The organism is Streptomyces caeni, from assembly GCF_042678285.1.
GTDB lineage: Bacteria > Actinomycetota > Actinomycetes > Streptomycetales > Streptomycetaceae > Streptomyces > Streptomyces caeni.
Window position 1 is genome coordinate 66,701 of sequence record NZ_JBHUDX010000024.1, and the last position, 19,848, is coordinate 86,548.

Below are 19,848 nucleotides of genomic sequence, written 5' to 3' on the forward strand. Positions count from 1 at the left end.
CGCTCTGCCGTCCACCAGCGCGGTTTCAAGTTCCCGGCAGGAGCGGGCTGTCGGTGATGCCCCAGATCCAGACGGCGCGTTGGGGTGCGTCCCGGATCGCCCAGGCCGACTCCCGCAGGGTGAGGTCAGCTCTCCGGCAGGCGCTCGCCTCTGCTCGCCGCGATCCGCAGCGCGTCCGCCAGCGCCGCGGCCGGCTGTACGCCCGTGAAGCGCAACTCCCGCCTCCCCGTGGCCTCGTCGGCGAGCAGCGGCCTGGCCTCGGCCAGGATGAACCGCGCCGAGTCGAGGAGGTCCGCCTCCAGTCGGTCGGCCAGGCGGGACAGGAGACTCTCCGGGTCGTCCGTGCTCAGGTAGCACAGGGCGCCCTCCGGCGTCGTCCACGGGAGCAGGCGCAGCGCCGCCCCGTCCCGTCCGTCGCGCATCATCTCGTCGCTCCCTCCGGATCCGGTCATTCCGCTGCGGGACCGGATCACTGGTCGTTACCTTCTGTGGCGCCATCGTCACTGTGCGGCACAGGCCCTGAACAGGAGCGCCCCGTCCCATCGTCGAGAACGGGACGATCAGCCCGGGAGGCGAGACCGATGACGTTCAAGCCGCAGACCCTGACCCCCTACCTCTCCGCCCGCCACTACTTCGGCGCCGAGCAGCGCCGCCACCGCGAGGCCGCCAAGCTGTCGCTGCTGCAGCTCGCGGACATCCTCAACTCCAGCAAGAGCACGCTGGCACGCGTCGAGACGGCGGAGTTGATGCCACCGCCGGACCTGCCCGACCGGCTCGACGCCGCGTTCGGCACGGACCGGCACTTCCACGGGCTGTACCAACTGGCCAAGCGCGAGGCGCATCCGGACCAGTACCGGCGGTTCATGGACTTCGAGGCGCAGGCCGAGGTCGTCGAGAATTATGAGCCCCAGGTCATCCCGGGGCTGTTGCAGACGAGGGAGTACGCCGAAGCTCAGCTCAGCCTTCAGGAAGAGCTGCCTGGGGAGAAGGTGGCAGAACTCGTCAACGCCCGTATGTCGCGCAAAGAACGTCTCCGCTCGGCCCAGCCCCCGCTCCGCTGGGCGATCATCGACGAGGCGGTCCTCCGGCGGCCGTTCGGCGGCAGAGAGTCCATGTACAAACAACTGGCCTCACTGCTCGCGCAGGTGGATACTCCGGACAGCAAGGTCCAGGTGATGCCCTTCAGTGCCGGTCCGCACTACCTGATGGGCGGCGCGCTGACCCTGCTGACCCTTCCCAACGGCTCGGCCGTGGCCTATGAAGAGGGCATCGAGGTCGGTCACCTCCACGAGGACCGGGACTCAGTGAAGAAGTGGCGGCGGCGGTACGAAGTCCTCCGCGCCAACGCCCTCCCACCGGCCGCCTCGGCAGAGCTGATCCGACAGGCGATGGAGGACTGCCAACCATGCGACACACCCCCGAGCTGAACTCCGTCCGGTGGCGCCGGAGCAGCTACAGCAATGCGAACGGGGGCAATTGTGTGGAGATCGCCGATGATCTCCACGGCGTCGTCCCCGTACGCGACAGCAAGAACCCCCGAGGTCCCGTGATCGTCGTCCCGGCCGCCGCCTGGGACGCGTTCGTCGACTCGCTGAAGGCGTAGGACGGCGGTCAGTCCGCCCTCGGGCGCACCAGGCCCGACTCGTAGGCGATGACGACGAGTTGGGCCCGGTCGCGGGCACCCAGTTTCGCCATGGCCCGGTTGACGTGTGTCTTCACCGTGAGCGGGCTGACCTCCAGGCGTTCGGCGATCTCGTCGTTGGAGTGGCCGCCGGCGACCTGGATGAGCACCTCGCGCTCGCGGCCGGTGAGGGTGCCGAGCCGGTCGGAGTGGGCCGGGTCGCGGCCGTCGTCGCTGTCGCTCTGGGCCAGGAAACGCGCGATGAGCCCCTTGGTGGCAGCGGGCGACAGCAGTGCCTCACCGCCGGCTGCGAGCCGGATGGCGTTCAGCAGTTCCTCGGGCTCGGCTCCTTTGCCGAGGAAGCCGGACGCCCCGGCGCGCAGCGACCGCACGACGTAGTCGTCCACCTCGAAGGTCGTCAGTATGACCACCCGCACCTGGGCGAGGGCCGGGTCGGCGCTGATCAGCCGGGTGGCGGCGAGGCCGTCCGTGCCGGGCATCCGGATGTCCATGAGGACGACGTCGGCGTGCTGTTCCCCGGCCAGCCGTACCGCCTCGGCGCCGTCGGACGCCTCGCCCACCACCTCCATGTCCGGCTCCGAGTCGACGAGTACGCGAAACGCGCTGCGCAGCAGCGCCTGGTCGTCGGCGAGCAGGACGCGGATGGTCATACAGGCCCTCCCTGGACGGTGGTCACACGGTCTTCCCGGCTGCCGCCGCCGCGTGGTTCCTGACGGGCAGGATCGCATGGACCCGGAAGCCGCCCCCGTAGCGGGGACCGGTGGTCAGGGCGCCGCCGAGGGCGGTGACCCGCTCCCGCATGCCGAGCAGGCCGTGCCCGCCGTGTTCCTCGTCGCCGCCGGGCTGTCCGGCGTCCTCGTCCGTTCCGTCGTCGAGGACCGTGATCTCCACGTTCGGTCCCACGCGTACGACGGTGACCTCGGCCTTCGCCTCGTGGCCCGCGTGCTTCTGCACATTGGTCAGGGCCTCCTGGATGACGCGGTACGCGGCGAGGTCGACGGCGGCGGGCAGCGTGCTGCCGTGGTCGGCCCGGGCCACCTCGACCGGGAGGCCGGCGTTGCGGAAGGTGTCGGCGAGTTCGCCGAGGCGGGCGAGCCCGGGAGCGGGCTCGGTGGGGGCCTCCGGGTCGCCGGACTGCCGGAGCAGGCCGACGGTGGCGCGCAGTTCGTTGAGCGCGGAGCGGCTGGCCTCGCGGACGTGGGAGAGGGCCTCCTTCGCCTGGTCGGGCCGCTTGTCCATGATGTGCGCGGCGACCCCGGCCTGCACGTTGACCAGGGCGATGTGGTGGGCGACGACGTCGTGCAGGTCGCGGGCGATGCGCAGCCGCTCCTCGGCGACGCGGCGCCGGGCCTCCTCCTCGCGGGTGCGTTCCGCCCGCTCGGCGCGCTCCCTGATGGCGTCCACGAATGCGCGGCGGCTGCGTACGGCGTCTCCGGCGGCCGCGGCCATGCCCGTCCAGGCGAACAGTCCGAGGTTCTCCTGCGCGTACCACGGAAGGGGACCGTCGAGCATGGCGGCGCCGGTCAGGACGGTCATGGTGAGCAGGCCGACCCGCCAGGTGGTGGGCCGGTCGGTGGTGGAGGCGACGGTGTAGAGGGCGACCACGGCCGACATCGCCACGGGGGCACGGGGGTCGGCGGTGACGAGTTCCACGAGGGAGAGGGCTGCCGTGACCGCGAGGACGGTCATGGGGGCGCGCCGGCGCAGGACGAGTGCCGCCGTGCCGAGCACCATGAGGGCGAGGCTGGGCGCGTTCGGGGTGCGCGTGCCCCACGAGGAGCCGTCCTCGTTCTGGGGACCGAGGAAGGAACCGGCCACCATGCAGAGGAGGACGCAGAAGGCGAGGGCGGCGTCCAGAGCCAGGGGGTGGGCGCGCATTCGGCACCGGGTGCGTTCCAGGGTGCTCACGCTTGTTCACGGTACGGGGCGGCTGCGCCGGGCGGAACGGTCGGGTCGGGGTGCCCAGGGGCGGTGAGCGGCACCCGCGGTGGTCGTGCCGTACGGGGGCCGCCGCCCCCGCACCCCCGCTTTCGGCCTGAACGGCCTCGTCCTCAGACGCCGGACGGACTGGTGCGGCCCGGCTCCGGCCAGGCAGTACCCAGCCCAGATCGCCGGACGGGCTGGTACGGCCAGGCGGTGCCCTGGTCTCAGCCCCCCGGGATCAGGCCGTCGTCGTCCAGCATCTCGCGGACCTCCGCGAGGCTCGCCCCGGGCGACGGCAGGATCAGTTCCGACGGTTCCAGGGAGTCGTCCGGCAAAGGGGCGCCCAGGCGGCGGACCGCCTCCAGGAGGGCGTTCAGCGTGCGGCGGAAGCCCTGCTCGTCGCCGCCCTCCACCTCCCGGAGCAGCTCGTCGTCCAGCTTGTTCAGTTCGGTGAAGTGGGCATCGTCGAGCTGCACCTGCCCCTCCCCCATGATCCGCACGATCATGTCGCCCTCCTCAGGCGTGGGACCCGTGGGTGACTGGGCTACTGCTTGTCGAAGCGCGGCGTGTCCTGCGGCTGGGACTGGCCCTGGCCCGTGCCGCCCTCGATCGCCTGGGGCTGCGTGGCCGACCCCCCGGCCAGCTCCGCCTTCATGCGCTGCAGCTCCAGCTCGACGTCCGTGCCGCCGGAGAGCCGGTCCAGTTCGGCCTGGATGTCGTCCTTGGCCATGCCGGACGGGTCGTCCAGCGCGCCCGAGGCGAGCAGCTCGTCGATGGCACCCGCGCGGGCCTGCAGCTGGGCCGTCTTGTCCTCGGCACGCTGGATCGCCAGGCCTACGTCGCCCATCTCCTCGGAGATGCCGGAGAACGCCTCGCCGATCCGGGTCTGCGCCTGGGCCGCGGTGTAGGTGGCCTTGATGGTCTCCTTCTTCGTGCGGAAGGCGTCCACCTTCGCCTGGAGACGCTGCGCCGCCAGGGTGAGCTTCTCCTCCTCGCCCTGCAGGGTCTGGTGCTGGGTCTCCAGATCGGTCACCTGCTGCTGGAGCGCGGCCCGCCGCGACAGCGCTTCGCGGGCCAGGTCCTCGCGGCCGAGGGCGAGCGCCTTGCGGCCCTGGTCCTCAAGCTTGGTGGACTGGCTCTGGAGCTGGTTGAGCTGCAGTTCGAGGCGCTTGCGGCTCGTCGCCACGTCCGCGACGCCGCGGCGCACCTTCTGCAGCAGTTCCAGCTGCTTCTGGTACGAGTAATCGAGGGTCTCGCGCGGGTCCTCGGCCCGGTCAAGGGCCTTGTTCGCCTTCGCGCGGAAGATCATCCCCATACGCTTCATGACACCGCTCATGGGCTTCGCGCGCCCCCTTCTGACGGACTCCAGCTCACAGATCTGCGACAGAACCCACAGTACGGGCCCTGCCTCCATTACCGCACTGTTCGAGGACGGATGCGGTCATCCGCAAGGACGACTGCGCAACGGTCCCGCTCCGGCGTAGGGAGTAGGTGCCCCCCGGGTTACGTACGGGGTGGCTCCCGGATTCCCTCAGCCGCCTTCCGGAAGAACATGGAAGAACGTCGGCGGTCTTTCCCTTTTGAGGCCCCTCTGTCCCATGTACAGACGACCGGTGTTGCCGGATCGTTCCCCACTGATCGGGGGTCCATGCGCGCAGACCCCGTACCCTTGGGTTTCGTGTTCCGTAGCCGTGCCAAGGAAGAGAAGGCCCAGGTCGCCGACAAGGCGCCGGTGACCGACTCCAAGCAGCCCCGTGACCCCCAGGCCCCGAAGGGCCGGCCGACGCCCAAACGCAGTGAGGCCCAGGCCCAGCGTCGCAGCGTCGCCAATACCTCGATGACGCGCAAGGACGCCGCCAAGCGGCAGCGCGAGGAGCGCCGCGTCCAGCTGGCGAAACAGCGTGAGGCGCTGGCCGGCGGTGACGAGAGGTACCTTCCGGCGCGGGACAAGGGCCCCGTCCGCAAGTTCGCCCGCAACTTCGTCGACGCCCGCTTCAACGTCGCCGAGTTCTTCCTGCCGATGGCCGTGATCATTCTCGTGCTGAGCATGGTGCGGGTGGCCTCGATGCAGAGCATCGCGCTGATGCTGTGGCTCGTCGTGATCGTTCTCATCGTGATCGACTCGATCGTCTCCGCGTTCCGGCTGAGGAAGCAGCTGCAGGAGCGCTTCCCCGACCAGAGCAAGAGGGGCGCGATCCCGTACGCCCTGATGCGCTCCCTGCAGATGCGTCGGCTCCGGCTGCCGAAGCCGCAGGTCAAGCGCGGAGAGCGGCCCTGAGCACGGCTGCGTTCTCCGAGGATGCGGCCGACGCCTGGCTGAGCCGGCTCGGCGGTCTGCGTGACGTCGTACGGCAGGAGCTGGTCGCCCGGCAGCTCGACGAGCAGATAGCCGGGCGGTTCCCGGTGGGCCGGCGGCTGCGGGTGCTCGACGTGGGGATGGGCCAGGGTACGCAGGCACTGCGCCTGGCCAGGGTCGGGCACCAGGTCACCGGGGTGGAACAGGATCCGACGATGATCTCCGCGGCCCGTGCGGCCCTGTCCGGCGAGCCCGAGGGCATCCGGGAGCGGGTGCGGATCATCGAGGGCGACGGGCGGGACACGGGGGTGCACTTCCTGCCCGGCAGCTTCGACGTCGTGCTGTGCCACGGGGTGCTCATGTATGTGGAGGAGCCCGATCCGCTGGTGGCGGGGCTGGCCCGGATGCTCGCACCCGGCGGACTGCTGTCGCTGCTCGTCCGCAACGGGGACGCGCTGGCGATGCGGCCCGGCCTTTACGGGGACTGGGCCACGGCGCTGGCCGCCTTCGACACCACCGCGTATACGAACCGGCTGGGGCTCGATGTGCGGGCCGACCGGCTGGAGACGCTGACCGCGACGCTCGCGGGGATCGGGGCGCCGCTGCACGCGTGGTACGGGGTGCGCGTCTTCACCGACACGGCGGCGGACGGGGCGGAGGTCCCGCAGGACGTGGACAGCCTGCTGGCCGTGGAGGAACGGGCGGGGCGCACGGACCCGTACCGGCGGGTGGCCGCGCTGCTGCACCTGTGCGGGGTACGTGGCTGAGGGCCGCCGAAAGGGGTGGGCTGCGGGCCGCCGCCGAAAGGGGTGGGCTGCGGGCCGCCGCCGAAAGGGGTGGGCTGCGGGCCGCCGCCGAAAGGGGTGGGCTGCGGGCCGCCGCCGAAAGGGGTGGGCGAGGGCGGTGGGCCCCCGCCCGGCGGTCTACGACTCGTCGGCGTGCAGGCTCATCGGACCGTAGATCTCCGTCGTGTCCTCGAACAGCCGCACCTGGTCGGCGCCCCCGGCGAGCAGTTCCTTCCAGTGCTCCCCGAGCCAGGACTCGGCGTCCCCCTGCGTGGAGAACTCCTCGGGCGCGACCGCGGGCCGGACCTCCGTCCCGTCGGCCTTCTCGAACCGCCACGTCCACGCCACCATGTACGCCTCCCAGATGTGAGCACACGCAGAGCAGGAGCCGGATCCAGGTCCGGCCGCTGCCCCGAGCCTATGTGTTTCCCACCGGCCGGGAGGAGAGGACCATGGATCATCGGTGGCGTGCGGCCGCGGGACCGCGGGGCGGACCTGGGCGCGCGTCGCCTGCGGTGACCCGGGAAAATCGGCTCCGTGGACGTGACTCTGCTCGGCACCGGTGCCCCCGCGGGACTCCCCCGCCCCGACTGTCCCTGCGCGGCCTGCGCACGTGCGCTCGGGGAGGAGGCGCGGGCGGCGACCGCCGTGCTCGTGGACGGGGCGCTGCTGCTGGACCTCACGCCCGGCGCGGCGTTCGCGGCGGCGCGGGCCGGGCACTCGCTGGCCGGCGTACGGCAGGTGCTGCTGTCGCATCCGCACGACGGGCCGGCGGTCGAGGTCCCGGCCGGCCTGCCGCGGCCCGTGCGGGTGCCGGACGGGCGGGAGCTGGCGCTGCTGACCGGGCACCGGGTGCGGGCGCTGGCGACGGACGCGCCGGGCACCGGTTACGCGGTGACCGGACCTGAGGGGCCCCGGCTGCTGTATCTGCCGCCGGGTGCCGCGCCCGCGGGCCTGGAGGGGCCCGCGGAGCCGTACGACATGGTGATCGCGGACGTCGTGGGGCGGCCGGACGCGCTGGCGAGGCTGCGTGCGGCGGGGGCGCTCGGGCCCACCACCGATGTCATCGCCGCGCACATCGGCCACGACGTGCCGCCGGGCGCCGAGTCGCGGCGGCGGCTCGCGGCGGCGGGGGCACGGGCGGTGCCGGACGGGACGACGCTGACCGTGGGCGCCTACGAGGACGTCCCGGACGTGCCGCGGCGCACCCTCGTGCTGGGCGGGGCCCGGTCGGGCAAGTCGGCGGAGGCGGAACGGCGGCTGGAGGCGTTCCCGGACGTGCTGTACGTGGCGACGGGCGGGTCGCGCAACGGGGACACCGAGTGGGCGGCGCGGGTGGCCGCGCACCGGGAGCGGCGGCCCGGGTCCTGGCACACCCGCGAGACCTGCGATCTCGTGCCGCTGCTGGCGCAGGACGGGCCGCCGCTGCTGGTCGACTGTCTGGCGCTGTGGCTGACCGACGCGATGGACGCGGTGAACGCGTGGGACGACGCGGAGTGGTCGGGCGGGGGCGAGCGGGCGCTGCGGGCGCGGGTGGAGGAGCTGGGGGCGGCGGTGCGTGCCACCCGCCGGACCCTCGTCGCCGTCTCGAACGAGGTCGGCTCCGGCATCGTGCCGGCGACGGCGTCGGGCCGCCGCTACCGGGACGAACTCGGCCGTCTGAACGCGGCGTTCGCGGCGGAGTGCGAGCAGGTGCTGCTGGTGGTGGCCGGGCAGGCGCTGCCGCTGCGCGGCTAGGGCCTGTTCCGAGTTCCCCGTCGTCCGCGCGGAGCGCGGGCGCGGCGGTGTCGTGGGGGGCACCGCCCGCGCGAGCGCGGCCGAGCGTGGGGGAGCGTGCGATCGGCGTGCGGCGCCGCAGGTCATGTGGCGCGGCCACCTGTCCTGCGGCGCCGTGCGGCGGCGTGCGTGCCGGGCCCCGGGGCGCGGGCGGGGAACTCGGAACAGGCCCTCAGGGCGGGGTGCGGGCGACGATCCGGTAGGCGTTGGAGAAGCGGGTGCGCCGCGCCAGGGGTGCGAGCGTGTGGTCCAGGGCGGCGGCCGTCGCGAGCAGCGGTGCGGCCGCCCCTCTCAGGGCCGTGTGCAGCAGGCGCCGGAGCCGTCTCGGCAAGACCGGCCGCTCCGGGAGGTCGCCCGGGGTCGGCAGCGCGCGGGCCACGACAAGCGCCAGGGCGCCCGCGAGGTCGTACGGCGTGTGCGGCTCGCGGCGGTCGGTGCCGACGATCGTGCAGCCCAGGGCCTCCAGTTCGGCCGTCAGGTTGCGCAGCGGCATCAGCTGGAGGTGGCCGGGCCGGCCGTAGGACATCCACCATCGGCCGAGCAGAGCGCGGAAGAGGCAGTCGGGATCGGGGACTTCGATGAGCAGATGGCCGCCGGGCCGCAGCACCGTGAGGGCGGCGCGCAGTTCCGCGCGCGGGTCGCGGGTGTGGTCCAGGTGGTGGAGCATGCTGACGACGTCGTAGCGGGAGCGCAGCCGCGCGATGATCCCCGGGTCGGTGAGGTGGCCGCGGTGGGCCTCCTCGACGCGGCCCGCGGCCTGTGCCTCCTCGACGCGGAGGGTGGGGTCGAGGCCGTCGAAAGAGGTGTAGGGGTGGATCTCCCGTGCCGCCTCGGGGAAACGGCCGTGCCCGGTGCCGACGTCGAGCCAGCTCTCCGGTTCCGGGAAGGGCAGCATGGCGCGGGCCGCAGCCCGGTGGCGGCGGGTGCCCGCGCGGGCGGTGGGGGCGCGTTCGGCGGGACCCTCGGTGCCCGTGTCCTCCGGGTGGCCGACGACATGGGCGCAGTCCCGGCACTCGTACACGACGAGCGGGCCCGGCCCGTGCCGTCCCGGGCCGGGGACGCGCAGCCGGGTGTGCGGCCGCGTCGAGCCGCACCACGGGCAGCCCTCGCGGGGCGTCGGGTACGACCGGCCGGTGTTCCCGGCGGGTTCGCCGGGGTACCGGGCGGGGTGCGCGCCGTCCGTCGGCGGGGTGGGGTGCATGGGCGGCTCCTGTGGCGGGTGCGGCGGGCGGCGTACGACGGGGCGGACAGGGGTGATCGTGGCCATGGAGGAGAACGACAATACGTGCCCAAACGGTACGTACGGGGCTCAGTTCACGGACGCGGGGACGTGCCGCCGACACGGCGCCGCCGCGTTCGATCCGTCCCGGTACTGTTCGGCGAATGAGCTCGCTTAATCTCGACGACTTCACCGACCTGATCGAGCGCCCCGACGGCGCGGTGCGCCGCGACGCCGAGGCGCGCCGGGAGCGTCGGACCGTGCCGCCGGGGGCGCTGGGCCGCCTCGACGACCTGGGTGAGTGGCTGTCGGCCGCGCAGTCCGCGGTACCGGCGCGGCCGATCGAGCGGCCGCGCGCGGTGCTGTTCGCGGGCGACCACGGGGTGGCCGCCCTCGGCGTGTCGAGGCGGCCCGCGGGCGGCGCGGCCCGGCTGGTGCGGGCGGTGCTGAAGGGCGCCAGTCCGGTGGCGATCCTGGCGCGGCGGCAGCACGTGCCCGTGCGCGTGGTCGACATGGCGCTGGACTGCGATCCGAGGGAGCTGCCGGAGGACGTCGTACGACACCGGGTGCGGCGCGGCAGCGGGCGGGTCGACGTCGAGGACGCGCTGACGCTCCAGGAGGCGGAGGCGGCGTTCCGGGCGGGGATGGCGGTCGCGGACGAAGAGGCGGACGCCGGGACGGACTTGGTGGTCCTCGGCGACGTGAGCGTCGGCGGCACGACGCCGGCGGCGGTGCTGACCGCCGCGCTGTGCGGGACGGACGCGTCGGTGGTGACCGGGCGCGGCGGCCTGGCGATCGACGACCTGGCCTGGATGCGCAAGTGCGCGGCCGTACGGGACGCGCTGCGGCGGGCCCGGCCGGTACTGGGTGATCAGTTGCAGCTGCTGGCGGCGGTGGGCGGGGCCGATCTGGCCGCCATGACGGGCTTTCTGCTGCAGTGCGCGGTGCGCAAGACCCCGGTGATCCTGGACGGTGTGGTGTCCGCGGCGTGCGCGCTGGTCGCCCAGCGGATCGCGTTCCGCGCGCCGGACTGGTGGCTGGCCGGGCACACGAGCGGGGAGCCGGCGCAGGCCAAGGCGCTGGACCGGATGGCGCTGCAGCCGCTGCTCGACCACGGTGTGACCGTCGGCGAGGGGGTCGGAGCGCTGCTGGCGCTGCCGCTGGTGCAGGCGGCGGCCGCACTGGCCGCGGAGCTGCCGGGGCAGGACGAGGGGCAGGAGAAGGAGGGGAAGGGCGAGGAGAAGCGCGAGGAGGAGGACAAGGAGAAGGGCGAGCAGGAGGGCGAGTAGCCGGCGGGGCCGCGGCAGGCCCGGCGGATTCCGTCGCGCACCACTCCCCGGCACACCCCCGAGCGCCCCATATCATCCCCCTTCATGGGAGATGCCCTGTTTACTGCGGAACGGGAACGCACGGTTCGGCCGGCGGGCGGGACACGGCGGTCCGGTCGGGCCTCCCGGCGGGCCGCAGCGATCGCGGTCTGGTACCTGCGCGCCGTCACGTTCATCAACTTCCTCTCCGCCGTATGGGTGGCGCTCGGGCAGGACGTGCGGCGCCACAACCAGGCCGACCTCTTCACGCCGTACCTGCTGACCGCGGGTTTCGCCTCGGGCGTGTTCACGATGTTCCTCGCGGTCACCATGCGGCGGCGCAAGCGGGCCGCCTGGATCCTCAACATGGCGCTCAGCGGGCCGTTCCTGCTGCTGTTCGCGTTCGCCATGGCCTTCCCCGAGATCCGGCAGTACGCGCAGAACTGGCTCTCCCTGCTCCTCACCGCGGTCTTCGTCGGCTCGCTCCTGGTGGGGCGGCGGGAGTTCTACGCCAAGGGCGACCGGTCCAACCCGCGGCTGGCCGCCGTCGTCGGCGCCGGCGGCCTGCTCGTCTCCTCGCTGCTCGCCGCGCTCCTGGTGACCCTCGCCAACACCGCGCACGACGCCCACCGTTCGGCCTTCCTGGACCGCTGGCGCTACGGCGCGATGCGGCTCGTCTCGGTCACCGCCGGCAGCAAGGCGCACCACCCCGGGATCGCCACGCCGAACTGGGTGAACGTCACCATCAACGCCTTCAGCACCCTGCTCGTCCTCGCCGTCCTGTACGCCGCCTTCCGCTCCCGGCGCGCCGTCGACCCGATCACCGAGGACGACGAGAGGCGGCTGCGGGCACTGCTCGCCACGCACGGTGCCCGCGACTCGCTCGGGTACTTCGCGCTGCGCCGGGAGAAGAGCGTGATCTGGTCGCCCACCGGCAAGGCGGCGGTCGTGTACCGGGTCGTCGGCGGTGTCTCGCTCGCCTCCGGCGATCCCCTCGGCGATCCGGAGGCATGGCCCGGCGCCATCGAGCCCTGGCTCGCCCAGGCACGCGCGCACGGCTGGATCCCGGCCGTGATGGGCGCGAGTGAGGAGGCGGGGACCGTGTACACGCGGCACGGGCTGGACGCGCTCGAACTCGGCGACGAGGCCATCGTGGACGTGGGCGAGTTCACCCTCGACGGGCGGGGGATGCGCACGGTGCGGCAGGCGTGCAACCGCGTGAGACGCGCCGGGTACACCGTCCGCATCCGGCGTCACGCGGACATTCCCGCCGAGGAGATGGCGTACCTCCTCGACAAGGCCGACGACTGGCGCGACGGCGCCACCGAGCGCGGGTTCAGCATGGCGCTGGGGCGGCTGGGCGACACCGAGGACGGGCAGTGCGTGATGCTCGAGTGCACGGACGCCGACGGCCGGCTGCGGGCGCTGCTGTCCTTCGTTCCATGGGGGCCGCACGGCCTCTCCCTCGATCTGATGCGACGCGACCGGGATTCCGAGAACGGGCTCGTGGAGTTCATGGTGATCGAACTGCTGCGCCGCGCCCGGGAGATCGGGGTGGCCCAGGTCTCACTCAACTTCGCGATGTTCCGATCCGTCTTTGAACGTGGTGCGCGCCTTGGTGCCGGACCGGTGCTGCGGCTGTGGCGCTCGTTGCTCAGCTTCTTCTCGCGCTGGTGGCAGATCGAGTCGCTGTACCGGGCCAACGCGAAGTACCGGCCCATCTGGGAACCCCGGTTCCTGCTCTTCGAGAAGAGCGCGGACCTGTTGCGCATCGGCGTCGCCTCGGCGTGCGCCGAGGGGTTCCTGGAGGCCCCGGGACTGCCGAAGTGCCTGCACCGCAGGCACCTTCAGTCACACAGAAGAGGAGAGCCGGACAGATGAGGGCCGCTGGATGAGCATCCTCGCCCGCCTGGCCCGCGCCGAAGGCGGACCGCTGTACGCCGCCGTGCGCGGGGCCCTCGCACGGCGGGGCCGGCGGGCGATACCCATGACGCTGGGGGCCGTGTGCCTGACGTCGGTCCTGCAGTTCGTGCAGAACCAGCCGTGGGGCTTCGGGTTCGTACAGGCCGTCGGGTCCGTGCGGGCCGAGGAACCGCTTCCGCGCGCCCTGCTGCGCACTCCGCTCTCCCTCTTCGTGCCGGCCCTGGACCTGCCGGTGTGGGGGGCGCTGCTGCAGATCCTCTTCGTGTTCGGGATCGCCGAGATCTGTCTGGGCTGGTGGCGCACGCTGGGCATCGCGTACGTCGCCACGCTCGCCGGCACGATGTACGCGCGGGTGGCCATCGGCCTGGGCCCGCACCATCCGCTGGGGCTGTCCGCGACCGACGCACAGGTCGTCGACACCGGCCCGTCGGCGGCGGTGATCGGGCTCGCCCTGTTCCTGTGCTGGCGCTACCGCGCGCTGTTCACCGGGGGCGCGGTGATCGCCGCGATGATCGGGGAGCTGCTGGTGAAGGGGAACCTCGCGGGCAAGGAGCACATCGCCGCCATCGCGGCGGTGCTGACGCTGTGCGGGCTGTCCGCGCTGCGCCGTCACCGGCGGCCGGGCGGCCCGGTGAACCGCGGATCGGGCCTGCCGCCGATCCAGTCCTGGACCCTGCGGCGCGGGACGGTCCAGCGTCGGTCGTGGCGGTAGGCGCGCAGACCGGCCTTGGCGCGGGCGCGCGGACGGCGGCGGTAGAACCGCCTCGCCCAGGGCGATCCGGGGCGGGCCAGGCGGATGGCGCCGACCAGCGCGACCAGCGGGATGATCGCTCCGAAGAGCGCGACGCGGGTCTTGCCCTTGCTCAGGGCGAGCAGGGAGAAGAGGAAGTTCACGCCGACGGTCACGATGACGCCGCCGCGGTTCTGCAGTTCCTCCGCGGAGACGTTGTTGACGCCGAAGGGCGCGAACCCGGCGAGGACCAGGCCGACCAGGGCCGCGGTGATGACGACGACCTCCACGCTCTGGCGGCCCTCCTCGGTCCAGTAGACGTCGTCCAGGTGCAGGATCAGGGCGAACTCGTCCAGCACGAGGCCCGCCCCCACGCCGAAGAGGACGGCGAAGACGCCGGAGCCGACGCCCTCGCGACTGGCGATCGCGCCGAAGCCGCCCACGACGACGAGCACGACCCCGGGGACGACGTGGTGGATGTGCACGCCGCCCGCCTTCACATTGCCGAAGGGGCCCCGGCCGGCCCGGATCAGCCGGGTGATGACCCGGGTGATCACGAACGTCAGGACGAACGCGGCCAGCGCGAGGAGCAACGGCAGCTTGCCCGGCTCGACGATGTTGCGCTGCAGCCAGTGGCCCATGGGGCAAGTCTGCCCGCGGACCCGCTGAACTGCCTGTTCGCGGCCTCCTGGGCCCGGGACGGGCACCGTCGTCACGTACCCTGCGGCCGTGTTCACGTCATCGTCCCGCCATGGCCTCCGCTTCGCCTTCGGCACCCTCACCGTCCTGCCCGTCCGGGTCACCCGGTGGGACCGGTCCGCCGCGCGCGGCGGAATGCTGTACGCGCCGCTGGCCGGAGCGGTGGTCGGAGGTCTCGCCGGCCTGCTGGGCTCGCTCGTGCTCCTGGCGGGCGCCGGGCCGCTGCTCGCCGCCGTCACGGGCGCCGCCGTGCCGGCCGTGCTCACCCGGGGTCTGCACCTGGACGGGCTGGCCGACACCGCGGACGGACTCGGCAGCGGGAAGCCCGCCGAGGAGGCGCTGCGGATCATGAAGCGGTCCGACATCGGACCGTTCGGTGTGATCACGTTGCTGTTCGTACTGCTCGCGCAGGTGGCGGCCCTCGCACAGGCGTACGGCCACTCATGGGAGCGCGGGGCGCTGGCCGCCGTCGTCTCGGCCACCGCCGCCCGGCTGGCCCTCACACTGGCCGCGCGCGGCGGGGTGCCGGCCGCCCGGCCGGAGGGGCTGGGGGCCGCGGTCGCGGAGGTGGTTCCGGTGCGCGGTGCCCTGGCGGTGGCCGGCGTCGTCACCACGGCGGCGGCGGCCGGGGCAGCGCCCTCCGGGGTTTCCGAGGCGGCCCGCGCGGCGGCTGCGGTGGTGGTCGCGGTCATCGCCGCGGAGCTGCTGCTGCGGCACTGCCTCCGGCGCTTCGGCGGGGTGACGGGCGATGTGTTCGGCGGCCTCGCGGAGACGGCGGCGACGGCCGCGCTGGTGGTGCTCTCGCTCGGCTGACCCGGGTGCGCCGTGCGTCACGGACCTGCTGCAGCCCTGTTCAACCGCGGCTCTGCACGGGTGATTTGCACGCTAAGGTGACACATCGATCATCCATCCGCTTCACCGTCATCGGGGGACGACCGTGCAGAAGACCCGTCGGTTCCTTGCCTGGTTCATCGACTTCGCCCTGGTGGTCGTGGCGGCCTCGGGGCTCGCGATGCTCACCTTCCACCGGATATCCGCGCTCTTCACCGACGTGCCCGGCCTCGCGGCGAAGAGCGGCCTGGACCTGCTGACGTCGCGGGGCGATGTCGTCCGCGCCTCGGAGGGTCTCGGACTCTCGCTGTGGCACACGACGGTGCTGTACGTCGAACAGGGCTTCGGGCTGCTGGTGGTCGCGGCCTTCCTCTACCAGTGGGCGTCGCTGGCTCTCGCCGGGCGCACCCTGGGCAAGGCGCTGACCGGTCTGAAGGTGACGCCGGCCGCCCCGAGCCGGGCCGCGCTGCGGGCCGCCGTGACGACGACCGCGGACGTGGCCGTGTACGCGCTGGCCTGCATCCTGCTCGTCGAGGGCCAGTTCGTGCTCTCGGTGCTGGTGTGGGTGGCGGCGGTGGTGGTCTTCTTCCTGAACGCGCTGCCCGTCCTCTCCGCCGGCCGCCGCTCGCTGGCAGACCGGGTGGCGGGCACGGCGGTGGAGGGGTTCCGGTTCGGCAGCGCCGCCGCCGTGCCGTCGGCTCACACCTTCTGAGCGGCCAACTCCGCTTCGGCCGACGGCAGTCGACTCTGCCGCTCAATTCGGCGGGCGGTCACGCGCTGTCCCTCCAGGGCATCGGCCGGGCCCGGCCTGCCTGCTTCTGCGACGCGCCGACGGCCGTATCGGCGCGGTGTCATCACGCCGGGTAATTGCGCGGCAGAGTCGCAGTCGGGACCAAAGCTCCGGCCCGGCGGGCAACAGCGCCGGGCCGGCGCTTCGCCGACCGGCCGGTGTGACCCAGGCCACCCCGCAGGGGGCGACGGGTCGTCGCCCAGCGCCACACACCGGCGAAATCCGTGAGGAATGAGCGAAACCGCCCCCCGCGCGTAGGCTCGTGCCGGGCAATTCCCAGCCCAGGCAGAGACCGGACGTTCGGAGGGATCTAGGGTCGGTTCCCGGGCCGGCCGACCCCATCCGTTCGGCCACCGAAACTCAATCGGAAGCGAGATTTCACCACCGTGACTGCTCTCACTCTCAGCACTGCCGCGGCGGCCGGCCTGCGGGCCGACGCGATCGTGGTCGGTGTCGCGAAGGGCACCGAGGGCCCGGTCGTCGCGCCGGGCGCCGAGGCCGTGGACCAGGCGTACGACGGCAGGCTCGCCGCCACCCTGCAGACCCTGGGCGCCTCGGGCGCCGAGGGCGAGGTGACGAAGCTGCCCACGCCCTCCGGTTTCAAGGCGCCCGTCGTGGTGGCGGTGGGCCTCGGTGCGGAGCCCGAGAAGGACCAGGCGTTCGCCGCCGAGTCGCTGCGCCGCGCCGCGGGCTGCGCGGCCCGGGCGCTCGCCGGCTCCAAGAAGGCCGTCTTCGCGCTGCCGGTCACCGGTGCCGCCGACGTCGGCGCCATCGGTGAGGGCGCGCTGCTCGGCGCGTACACCTTCGACACGTTCAAGGACAACGGCACGACCGGGAAGAACGCCAAGAACGGCAAGTCCCCGCTCGCCGAGGTCGCCGTGCTCGGCGGCAAGCCCCGCGACAAGGCGTACAAGGCGGCCGTCGAGCGCGCCGTCACCGTCGCCGAGGAGCTCAACCGCGCCCGCGACCTGATCAACACCCCGCCGAACCACCTCACCCCGATGGCCTTCGCGGCCATCGCGCAGACCGCGGCGCGAGAGCACGGCCTGAAGGTGCAGGTGCTCGACAAGAAGGCGCTGGAGAAAGGCGGCTACGGCGGCATCCTCGGGGTCGGCGCGGGCTCGGCCTCCCCGGCCTGCCTGGTGAAGCTGTCGTACACGCACGCCGGGGCCGGCAAGCACCTGGCCTTCGTCGGCAAGGGCATCACCTACGACTCGGGCGGCATCTCCCTCAAGCCCGCCGGTCACAACGAGACCATGAAGTGCGACATGAGCGGCGCGGCGGCCGTCTTCGCCGCGGTCGTGGCCGCCGCCCGCCTCGGTCTGGAGGTCAACGTCACCGGCTGGCTCGCCCTCGCCGAGAACATGCCGTCCGGTTCCGCCACCCGCCCGGGTGATGTGCTGCACATGTACAGCGGCAAGACCGTCGAGGTGCTCAACACCGACGCGGAGGGCCGGCTGGTCCTGGCCGACGCGTTGTGGGCGGCCTCCCAGGAGAAGCCGGACGCGATCGTGGACGTCGCGACCCTGACCGGCGCCATGATGCTGGCGCTCGGCAACCGCACCTTCGGGGTCATGGCCAACGACGACGCCTTCCGCACCGCGGTCCACGAGGCCGCCGGCGAGGTCGGCGAGGACGCCTGGCCGATGCCGCTGCCCGAGCACCTGCGCAAGGGCATGGACTCCCCCACGGCGGACATCGCCAACATGGGCGAGCGGATGGGCGGCGGCCTGGTCGCCGGACTGTTCCTGAAGGAGTTCGTCGGCGAGGGCATCCCCTGGGCCCACCTGGACATCGCGGGCCCGGCCTTCAATGAGCAGGCCCCCTTCGGGTACACGCCGAAGGGCGGCACGGGGTCGGCGGTCCGCACCCTGGTCCGGCTCGCGGAGCTGAGCGCTGTGGGCGACCTGGGCTGATATCCCACCCGCGCGGGAGTGCGGCCCCGGGTTCGGCGGAGCCCGGGGCCGCAGTCGTACCGGTACGGCCCTCCCCTTAGACCAAATCCGTGCGATATCCGCAAGCGCGACCATTCGGCGTGATGGATCCGACGTTTCACACACCCGGCCCGGCGTCCCGCACGCCGCCGACAAGTGCGAAGATGGGGTCTCGGCAGGACAGGGCCCCATCGAAGGGCCGAAGCAAGAGCGGCCGGACACCAGCCGCCTGCCGGTCGTCGACGACCGGCGTACGGCGCACATGCATGGAGGACGTGACGTGGCGAACGACGCCAGCACCGTTTTCGACCTAGTGATCCTCGGCGGTGGCAGCGGCGGTTACGCCGCGGCCCTGCGCGGGGCTCAGCTGGGCCTGGACGTCGCCCTGATCGAGAAGGACAAGGTCGGCGGCACCTGCCTGCACCGGGGCTGCATTCCCACCAAGGCCCTGCTGCACGCGGGCGAGATCGCCGACCAGGCGCGCGAGAGCGAGCAGTTCGGTGTCAAGACCAGTTTCGAGGGCATCGACGTACCGGCCGTCCACAAGTACAAGGACGAGGTCGTCTCGGGCCTGTACAAGGGTCTGCAGGGCCTGATCGCCTCCCGCAAGGTGACCTACATCGAGGGTGAGGGGCGGCTGTCCTCCCCGACCTCGGTGGACGTCAACGGGCAGCGGATCCAGGGCCGCCACGTCCTGCTGGCCACCGGCTCCGTGCCGAAGTCGCTGCCCGGCCTGGAGATCGACGGCAACCGCATCATCTCCTCCGACCACGCGCTCGTCCTGGACCGCGTGCCGCAGTCCGCGATCATCCTGGGCGGCGGCGTCATCGGCGTCGAGTTCGCCTCCGCATGGAAGTCCTTCGGCGCCGACGTCACGATCATCGAGGGCCTCAAGCACCTCGTGCCGGTCGAGGACGAGAACTCCTCCAAGCTCCTTGAGCGCGCCTTCCGCAAGCGCGGCATCAAGTTCAACCTGGGCACCTTCTTCCAGAAGGCCGAGTACACCCAGAACGGTGTCAAGGTCACCCTCGCCGACGGCAAGGAGTTCGAGGCCGAGGTCCTCCTCGTCGCCGTCGGCCGCGGGCCGGTCTCCCAGGGCCTGGGCTACGAGGAGGCCGGGGTCGCCATGGACCGCGGTCACGTCCTCGTCGACGAGTACATGCGGACCAACATCCCGACCATCTCCGCCGTCGGTGACCTGGTCCCGACGCTCCAGCTCGCGCACGTCGGCTTCGCCGAAGGCATCCTGGTGGCGGAGCGACTGGCGGGTCTGAAGGTCGTCCCCATCGACTACGACGGCGTGCCGCGGGTGACGTACTGCCACCCGGAGGTCGCCTCGGTGGGCATCACCGAGGCCAAGGCCAAGGAGGTCTACGGCGCGGACAAGGTCGTCGCTCTGAAGTACAACCTGGCGGGCAACGGCAAGAGCAAGATCCTCAAGACCGCGGGCGAGATCAAGCTCGTCCAGGTCAAGGACGGTGCCGTGGTCGGCGTCCACATGGTCGGCGACCGCATGGGCGAGCAGGTCGGCGAGGCCCAGCTGATCTACAACTGGGAGGCGCTGCCGGCCGAGGTGGCCCAGCTCATCCACGCCCACCCGACGCAGAACGAGGCGCTCGGCGAGGCCCACCTCGCCCTCGCGGGCAAGCCGCTCCACTCCCACGACTGACGCTTTCAGTCTTCGGGCGCGACGACACAGACTTCCGCAATTCGTAAGGAGCAACCGAAACCATGCCGGTTTCCGTAACCCTTCCGGCGCTCGGTGAGAGCGTCACCGAGGGCACCGTCACCCGCTGGCTGAAGGCCGAGGGCGAGCGCGTCGAGACCGACGAACCGCTACTCGAAGTGTCCACCGACAAGGTCGACACCGAGATCCCGGCGCCCGCTTCCGGCGTGCTGACCTCCATCAAGGTCGCCGAGGACGAGACGGTCGAGGTCGGCGCCGAGCTGGCCGTCATCGACGACGGCACGGGGGCCCCCGCGGCCGCTCCGG

At 72.6% G+C, this 19,848-nt stretch carries 21 protein-coding genes; 13 read left to right on the forward strand and 8 right to left on the reverse strand.

The window, feature by feature from the left end:
• Positions 1–125 precede the first annotated feature (125 nt).
• Positions 126–425 (reverse strand): hypothetical protein, encoded by a 300-nt coding sequence (locus ACFSL4_RS10185; RefSeq protein ID WP_381080816.1) that lies wholly within the window; start codon positions 423–425, stop codon positions 126–128.
• Between the two features lie 156 nt (positions 426–581).
• On the opposite strand from ACFSL4_RS10185, the gene ACFSL4_RS10190 reads away from it, so the two are divergent.
• Together ACFSL4_RS10190 and ACFSL4_RS10195 are read left to right on the forward strand one after the other, a co-directional pair.
• Complete coding sequence (locus ACFSL4_RS10190) at positions 582–1,427, forward strand: helix-turn-helix domain-containing protein (protein ID WP_381080818.1); 846 nt, start codon at positions 582–584, stop codon at positions 1,425–1,427.
• Positions 1,406–1,603 carry a DUF397 domain-containing protein gene (locus ACFSL4_RS10195; protein ID WP_381080820.1) on the forward strand — a complete coding sequence of 66 codons (198 nt, stop codon included), beginning with the start codon at positions 1,406–1,408 and terminating at the stop codon, positions 1,601–1,603. Before ACFSL4_RS10190 ends, ACFSL4_RS10195 begins: the two co-directional genes overlap by 22 nt.
• 8 nt (positions 1,604–1,611) lie before the next feature.
• Here the strand turns inward: ACFSL4_RS10195 and ACFSL4_RS10200 are convergent, their stop codons facing one another.
• The 4 genes from ACFSL4_RS10200 to ACFSL4_RS10215 all read right to left on the reverse strand — a co-directional run bounded on the left by ACFSL4_RS10200 (position 1,612) and on the right by ACFSL4_RS10215 (position 4,901).
• On the reverse strand, positions 1,612–2,292 hold the full coding sequence (locus ACFSL4_RS10200; protein WP_381080822.1) for a response regulator: 681 nt from the start codon (positions 2,290–2,292) through the stop codon (positions 1,612–1,614).
• 22 nt (positions 2,293–2,314) lie between these two features.
• Positions 2,315–3,550 carry a sensor histidine kinase gene (locus ACFSL4_RS10205; protein ID WP_381080824.1) on the reverse strand — a complete coding sequence of 412 codons (1,236 nt, stop codon included), beginning with the start codon at positions 3,548–3,550 and terminating at the stop codon, positions 2,315–2,317.
• Between the two features lie 239 nt (positions 3,551–3,789).
• Positions 3,790–4,071, reverse strand: a complete 282-nt coding sequence (gene pspAA / locus ACFSL4_RS10210) for a PspA-associated protein PspAA (RefSeq protein WP_381080826.1) — start codon at positions 4,069–4,071, stop codon at positions 3,790–3,792.
• Between the two features lie 38 nt (positions 4,072–4,109).
• Positions 4,110–4,901: a PspA/IM30 family protein gene (locus tag ACFSL4_RS10215; RefSeq protein WP_381080828.1), complete on the reverse strand. Its 792-nt coding sequence runs from the start codon at positions 4,899–4,901 to the stop codon at positions 4,110–4,112.
• Between the two features lie 312 nt (positions 4,902–5,213).
• On the opposite strand from ACFSL4_RS10215, the gene ACFSL4_RS10220 reads away from it, so the two are divergent.
• Both ACFSL4_RS10220 and ACFSL4_RS10225 read left to right on the forward strand, forming a co-directional pair.
• A complete protein-coding gene (locus ACFSL4_RS10220; RefSeq protein WP_381080830.1) occupies positions 5,214–5,843 on the forward strand; it encodes a DUF3043 domain-containing protein in 630 nt (209 codons plus the stop codon).
• Between the two features lie 80 nt (positions 5,844–5,923).
• Positions 5,924–6,628 (forward strand): class I SAM-dependent methyltransferase, encoded by a 705-nt coding sequence (locus tag ACFSL4_RS10225; RefSeq protein WP_381080858.1) that lies wholly within the window; start codon positions 5,924–5,926, stop codon positions 6,626–6,628.
• A 156-nt stretch (positions 6,629–6,784) separates the two neighbouring features.
• Here the strand turns inward: ACFSL4_RS10225 and ACFSL4_RS10230 are convergent, their stop codons facing one another.
• On the reverse strand, positions 6,785–6,997 hold the full coding sequence (locus ACFSL4_RS10230) for a hypothetical protein (protein ID WP_381080832.1): 213 nt from the start codon (positions 6,995–6,997) through the stop codon (positions 6,785–6,787).
• 186 nt (positions 6,998–7,183) lie between these two features.
• On the opposite strand from ACFSL4_RS10230, the gene ACFSL4_RS10235 reads away from it, so the two are divergent.
• Entirely contained in the window at positions 7,184–8,383 is a 1,200-nt protein-coding gene (locus tag ACFSL4_RS10235; protein WP_381080834.1) for a bifunctional adenosylcobinamide kinase/adenosylcobinamide-phosphate guanylyltransferase, read from the forward strand.
• 211 nt (positions 8,384–8,594) lie between these two features.
• On the opposite strand, the gene ACFSL4_RS10240 is transcribed toward ACFSL4_RS10235, so the two are convergent.
• Positions 8,595–9,623 carry a class I SAM-dependent methyltransferase gene (locus tag ACFSL4_RS10240; RefSeq protein ID WP_381080836.1) on the reverse strand — a complete coding sequence of 343 codons (1,029 nt, stop codon included), beginning with the start codon at positions 9,621–9,623 and terminating at the stop codon, positions 8,595–8,597.
• 182 nt (positions 9,624–9,805) lie between these two features.
• On the opposite strand from ACFSL4_RS10240, the gene cobT reads away from it, so the two are divergent.
• The 3 genes from cobT (at position 9,806) to ACFSL4_RS10255 (ending at position 13,583) form a co-directional block, all read left to right on the forward strand.
• Complete coding sequence (gene cobT / locus ACFSL4_RS10245) at positions 9,806–10,930, forward strand: nicotinate-nucleotide--dimethylbenzimidazole phosphoribosyltransferase (protein WP_381080838.1); 1,125 nt, start codon at positions 9,806–9,808, stop codon at positions 10,928–10,930.
• Between the two features lie 84 nt (positions 10,931–11,014).
• A complete protein-coding gene (locus ACFSL4_RS10250) occupies positions 11,015–12,829 on the forward strand; it encodes a phosphatidylglycerol lysyltransferase domain-containing protein (protein WP_381080840.1) in 1,815 nt (604 codons plus the stop codon).
• Positions 12,830–12,839: 10 nt separating this feature from the next.
• The gene (locus ACFSL4_RS10255; RefSeq protein WP_381080842.1) at positions 12,840–13,583 is read left to right on the forward strand and encodes a hypothetical protein; all 744 of its coding nucleotides are present in this window, start codon (positions 12,840–12,842) and stop codon (positions 13,581–13,583) included.
• On the opposite strand, the gene ACFSL4_RS10260 is transcribed toward ACFSL4_RS10255, so the two are convergent.
• The gene (locus tag ACFSL4_RS10260; RefSeq protein ID WP_381080844.1) at positions 13,481–14,242 is read right to left on the reverse strand and encodes a hypothetical protein; all 762 of its coding nucleotides are present in this window, start codon (positions 14,240–14,242) and stop codon (positions 13,481–13,483) included. The genes ACFSL4_RS10255 and ACFSL4_RS10260 overlap by 103 nt on opposite strands.
• A gap of 88 nt (positions 14,243–14,330) precedes the next feature.
• Between ACFSL4_RS10260 and ACFSL4_RS10265 the strand changes: the two genes are divergently transcribed.
• The 5 genes from ACFSL4_RS10265 to ACFSL4_RS10285 all read left to right on the forward strand — a co-directional run.
• Positions 14,331–15,113, forward strand: coding sequence for an adenosylcobinamide-GDP ribazoletransferase (locus ACFSL4_RS10265; protein WP_381080846.1), 783 nt, complete (start codon positions 14,331–14,333; stop codon positions 15,111–15,113).
• Positions 15,114–15,237: 124 nt separating this feature from the next.
• Complete coding sequence (locus ACFSL4_RS10270; RefSeq protein ID WP_381080848.1) at positions 15,238–15,843, forward strand: RDD family protein; 606 nt, start codon at positions 15,238–15,240, stop codon at positions 15,841–15,843.
• 464 nt (positions 15,844–16,307) lie between these two features.
• On the forward strand, positions 16,308–17,837 hold the full coding sequence (locus tag ACFSL4_RS10275) for a leucyl aminopeptidase (RefSeq protein ID WP_381080850.1): 1,530 nt from the start codon (positions 16,308–16,310) through the stop codon (positions 17,835–17,837).
• 298 nt (positions 17,838–18,135) lie between these two features.
• Positions 18,136–19,524 carry a dihydrolipoyl dehydrogenase gene (gene lpdA / locus ACFSL4_RS10280; RefSeq protein WP_381080852.1) on the forward strand — a complete coding sequence of 463 codons (1,389 nt, stop codon included), beginning with the start codon at positions 18,136–18,138 and terminating at the stop codon, positions 19,522–19,524.
• A gap of 62 nt (positions 19,525–19,586) precedes the next feature.
• Positions 19,587–19,848, forward strand: a 262-nt coding sequence (locus ACFSL4_RS10285; protein ID WP_381080854.1) for a biotin/lipoyl-containing protein, incomplete at its 3' end; no start/stop codon positions are given.

Coding starts and splice junctions, on each gene's coding strand:
- ACFSL4_RS10185 (WP_381080816.1), bottom strand. CDS start 425: ATGATGCGCGACGGACGGGACGGGGCGGCGCTGCGCCTGCTCCCGTGG.
- ACFSL4_RS10190 (WP_381080818.1), top strand. CDS start 582: ATGACGTTCAAGCCGCAGACCCTGACCCCCTACCTCTCCGCCCGCCAC.
- ACFSL4_RS10195 (WP_381080820.1), top strand. CDS start 1,406: ATGCGACACACCCCCGAGCTGAACTCCGTCCGGTGGCGCCGGAGCAGC.
- ACFSL4_RS10200 (WP_381080822.1), bottom strand. CDS start 2,292: ATGACCATCCGCGTCCTGCTCGCCGACGACCAGGCGCTGCTGCGCAGC.
- pspAA (WP_381080826.1), bottom strand. CDS start 4,071: ATGATCGTGCGGATCATGGGGGAGGGGCAGGTGCAGCTCGACGATGCC.
- ACFSL4_RS10215 (WP_381080828.1), bottom strand. CDS start 4,901: ATGAGCGGTGTCATGAAGCGTATGGGGATGATCTTCCGCGCGAAGGCG.
- ACFSL4_RS10220 (WP_381080830.1), top strand. CDS start 5,214: ATGCGCGCAGACCCCGTACCCTTGGGTTTCGTGTTCCGTAGCCGTGCC.
- ACFSL4_RS10230 (WP_381080832.1), bottom strand. CDS start 6,997: ATGGTGGCGTGGACGTGGCGGTTCGAGAAGGCCGACGGGACGGAGGTC.
- ACFSL4_RS10240 (WP_381080836.1), bottom strand. CDS start 9,623: ATGCACCCCACCCCGCCGACGGACGGCGCGCACCCCGCCCGGTACCCC.
- cobT (WP_381080838.1), top strand. CDS start 9,806: ATGAGCTCGCTTAATCTCGACGACTTCACCGACCTGATCGAGCGCCCC.
- ACFSL4_RS10250 (WP_381080840.1), top strand. CDS start 11,015: ATGGGAGATGCCCTGTTTACTGCGGAACGGGAACGCACGGTTCGGCCG.
- ACFSL4_RS10255 (WP_381080842.1), top strand. CDS start 12,840: ATGAGCATCCTCGCCCGCCTGGCCCGCGCCGAAGGCGGACCGCTGTAC.
- ACFSL4_RS10260 (WP_381080844.1), bottom strand. CDS start 14,242: ATGGGCCACTGGCTGCAGCGCAACATCGTCGAGCCGGGCAAGCTGCCG.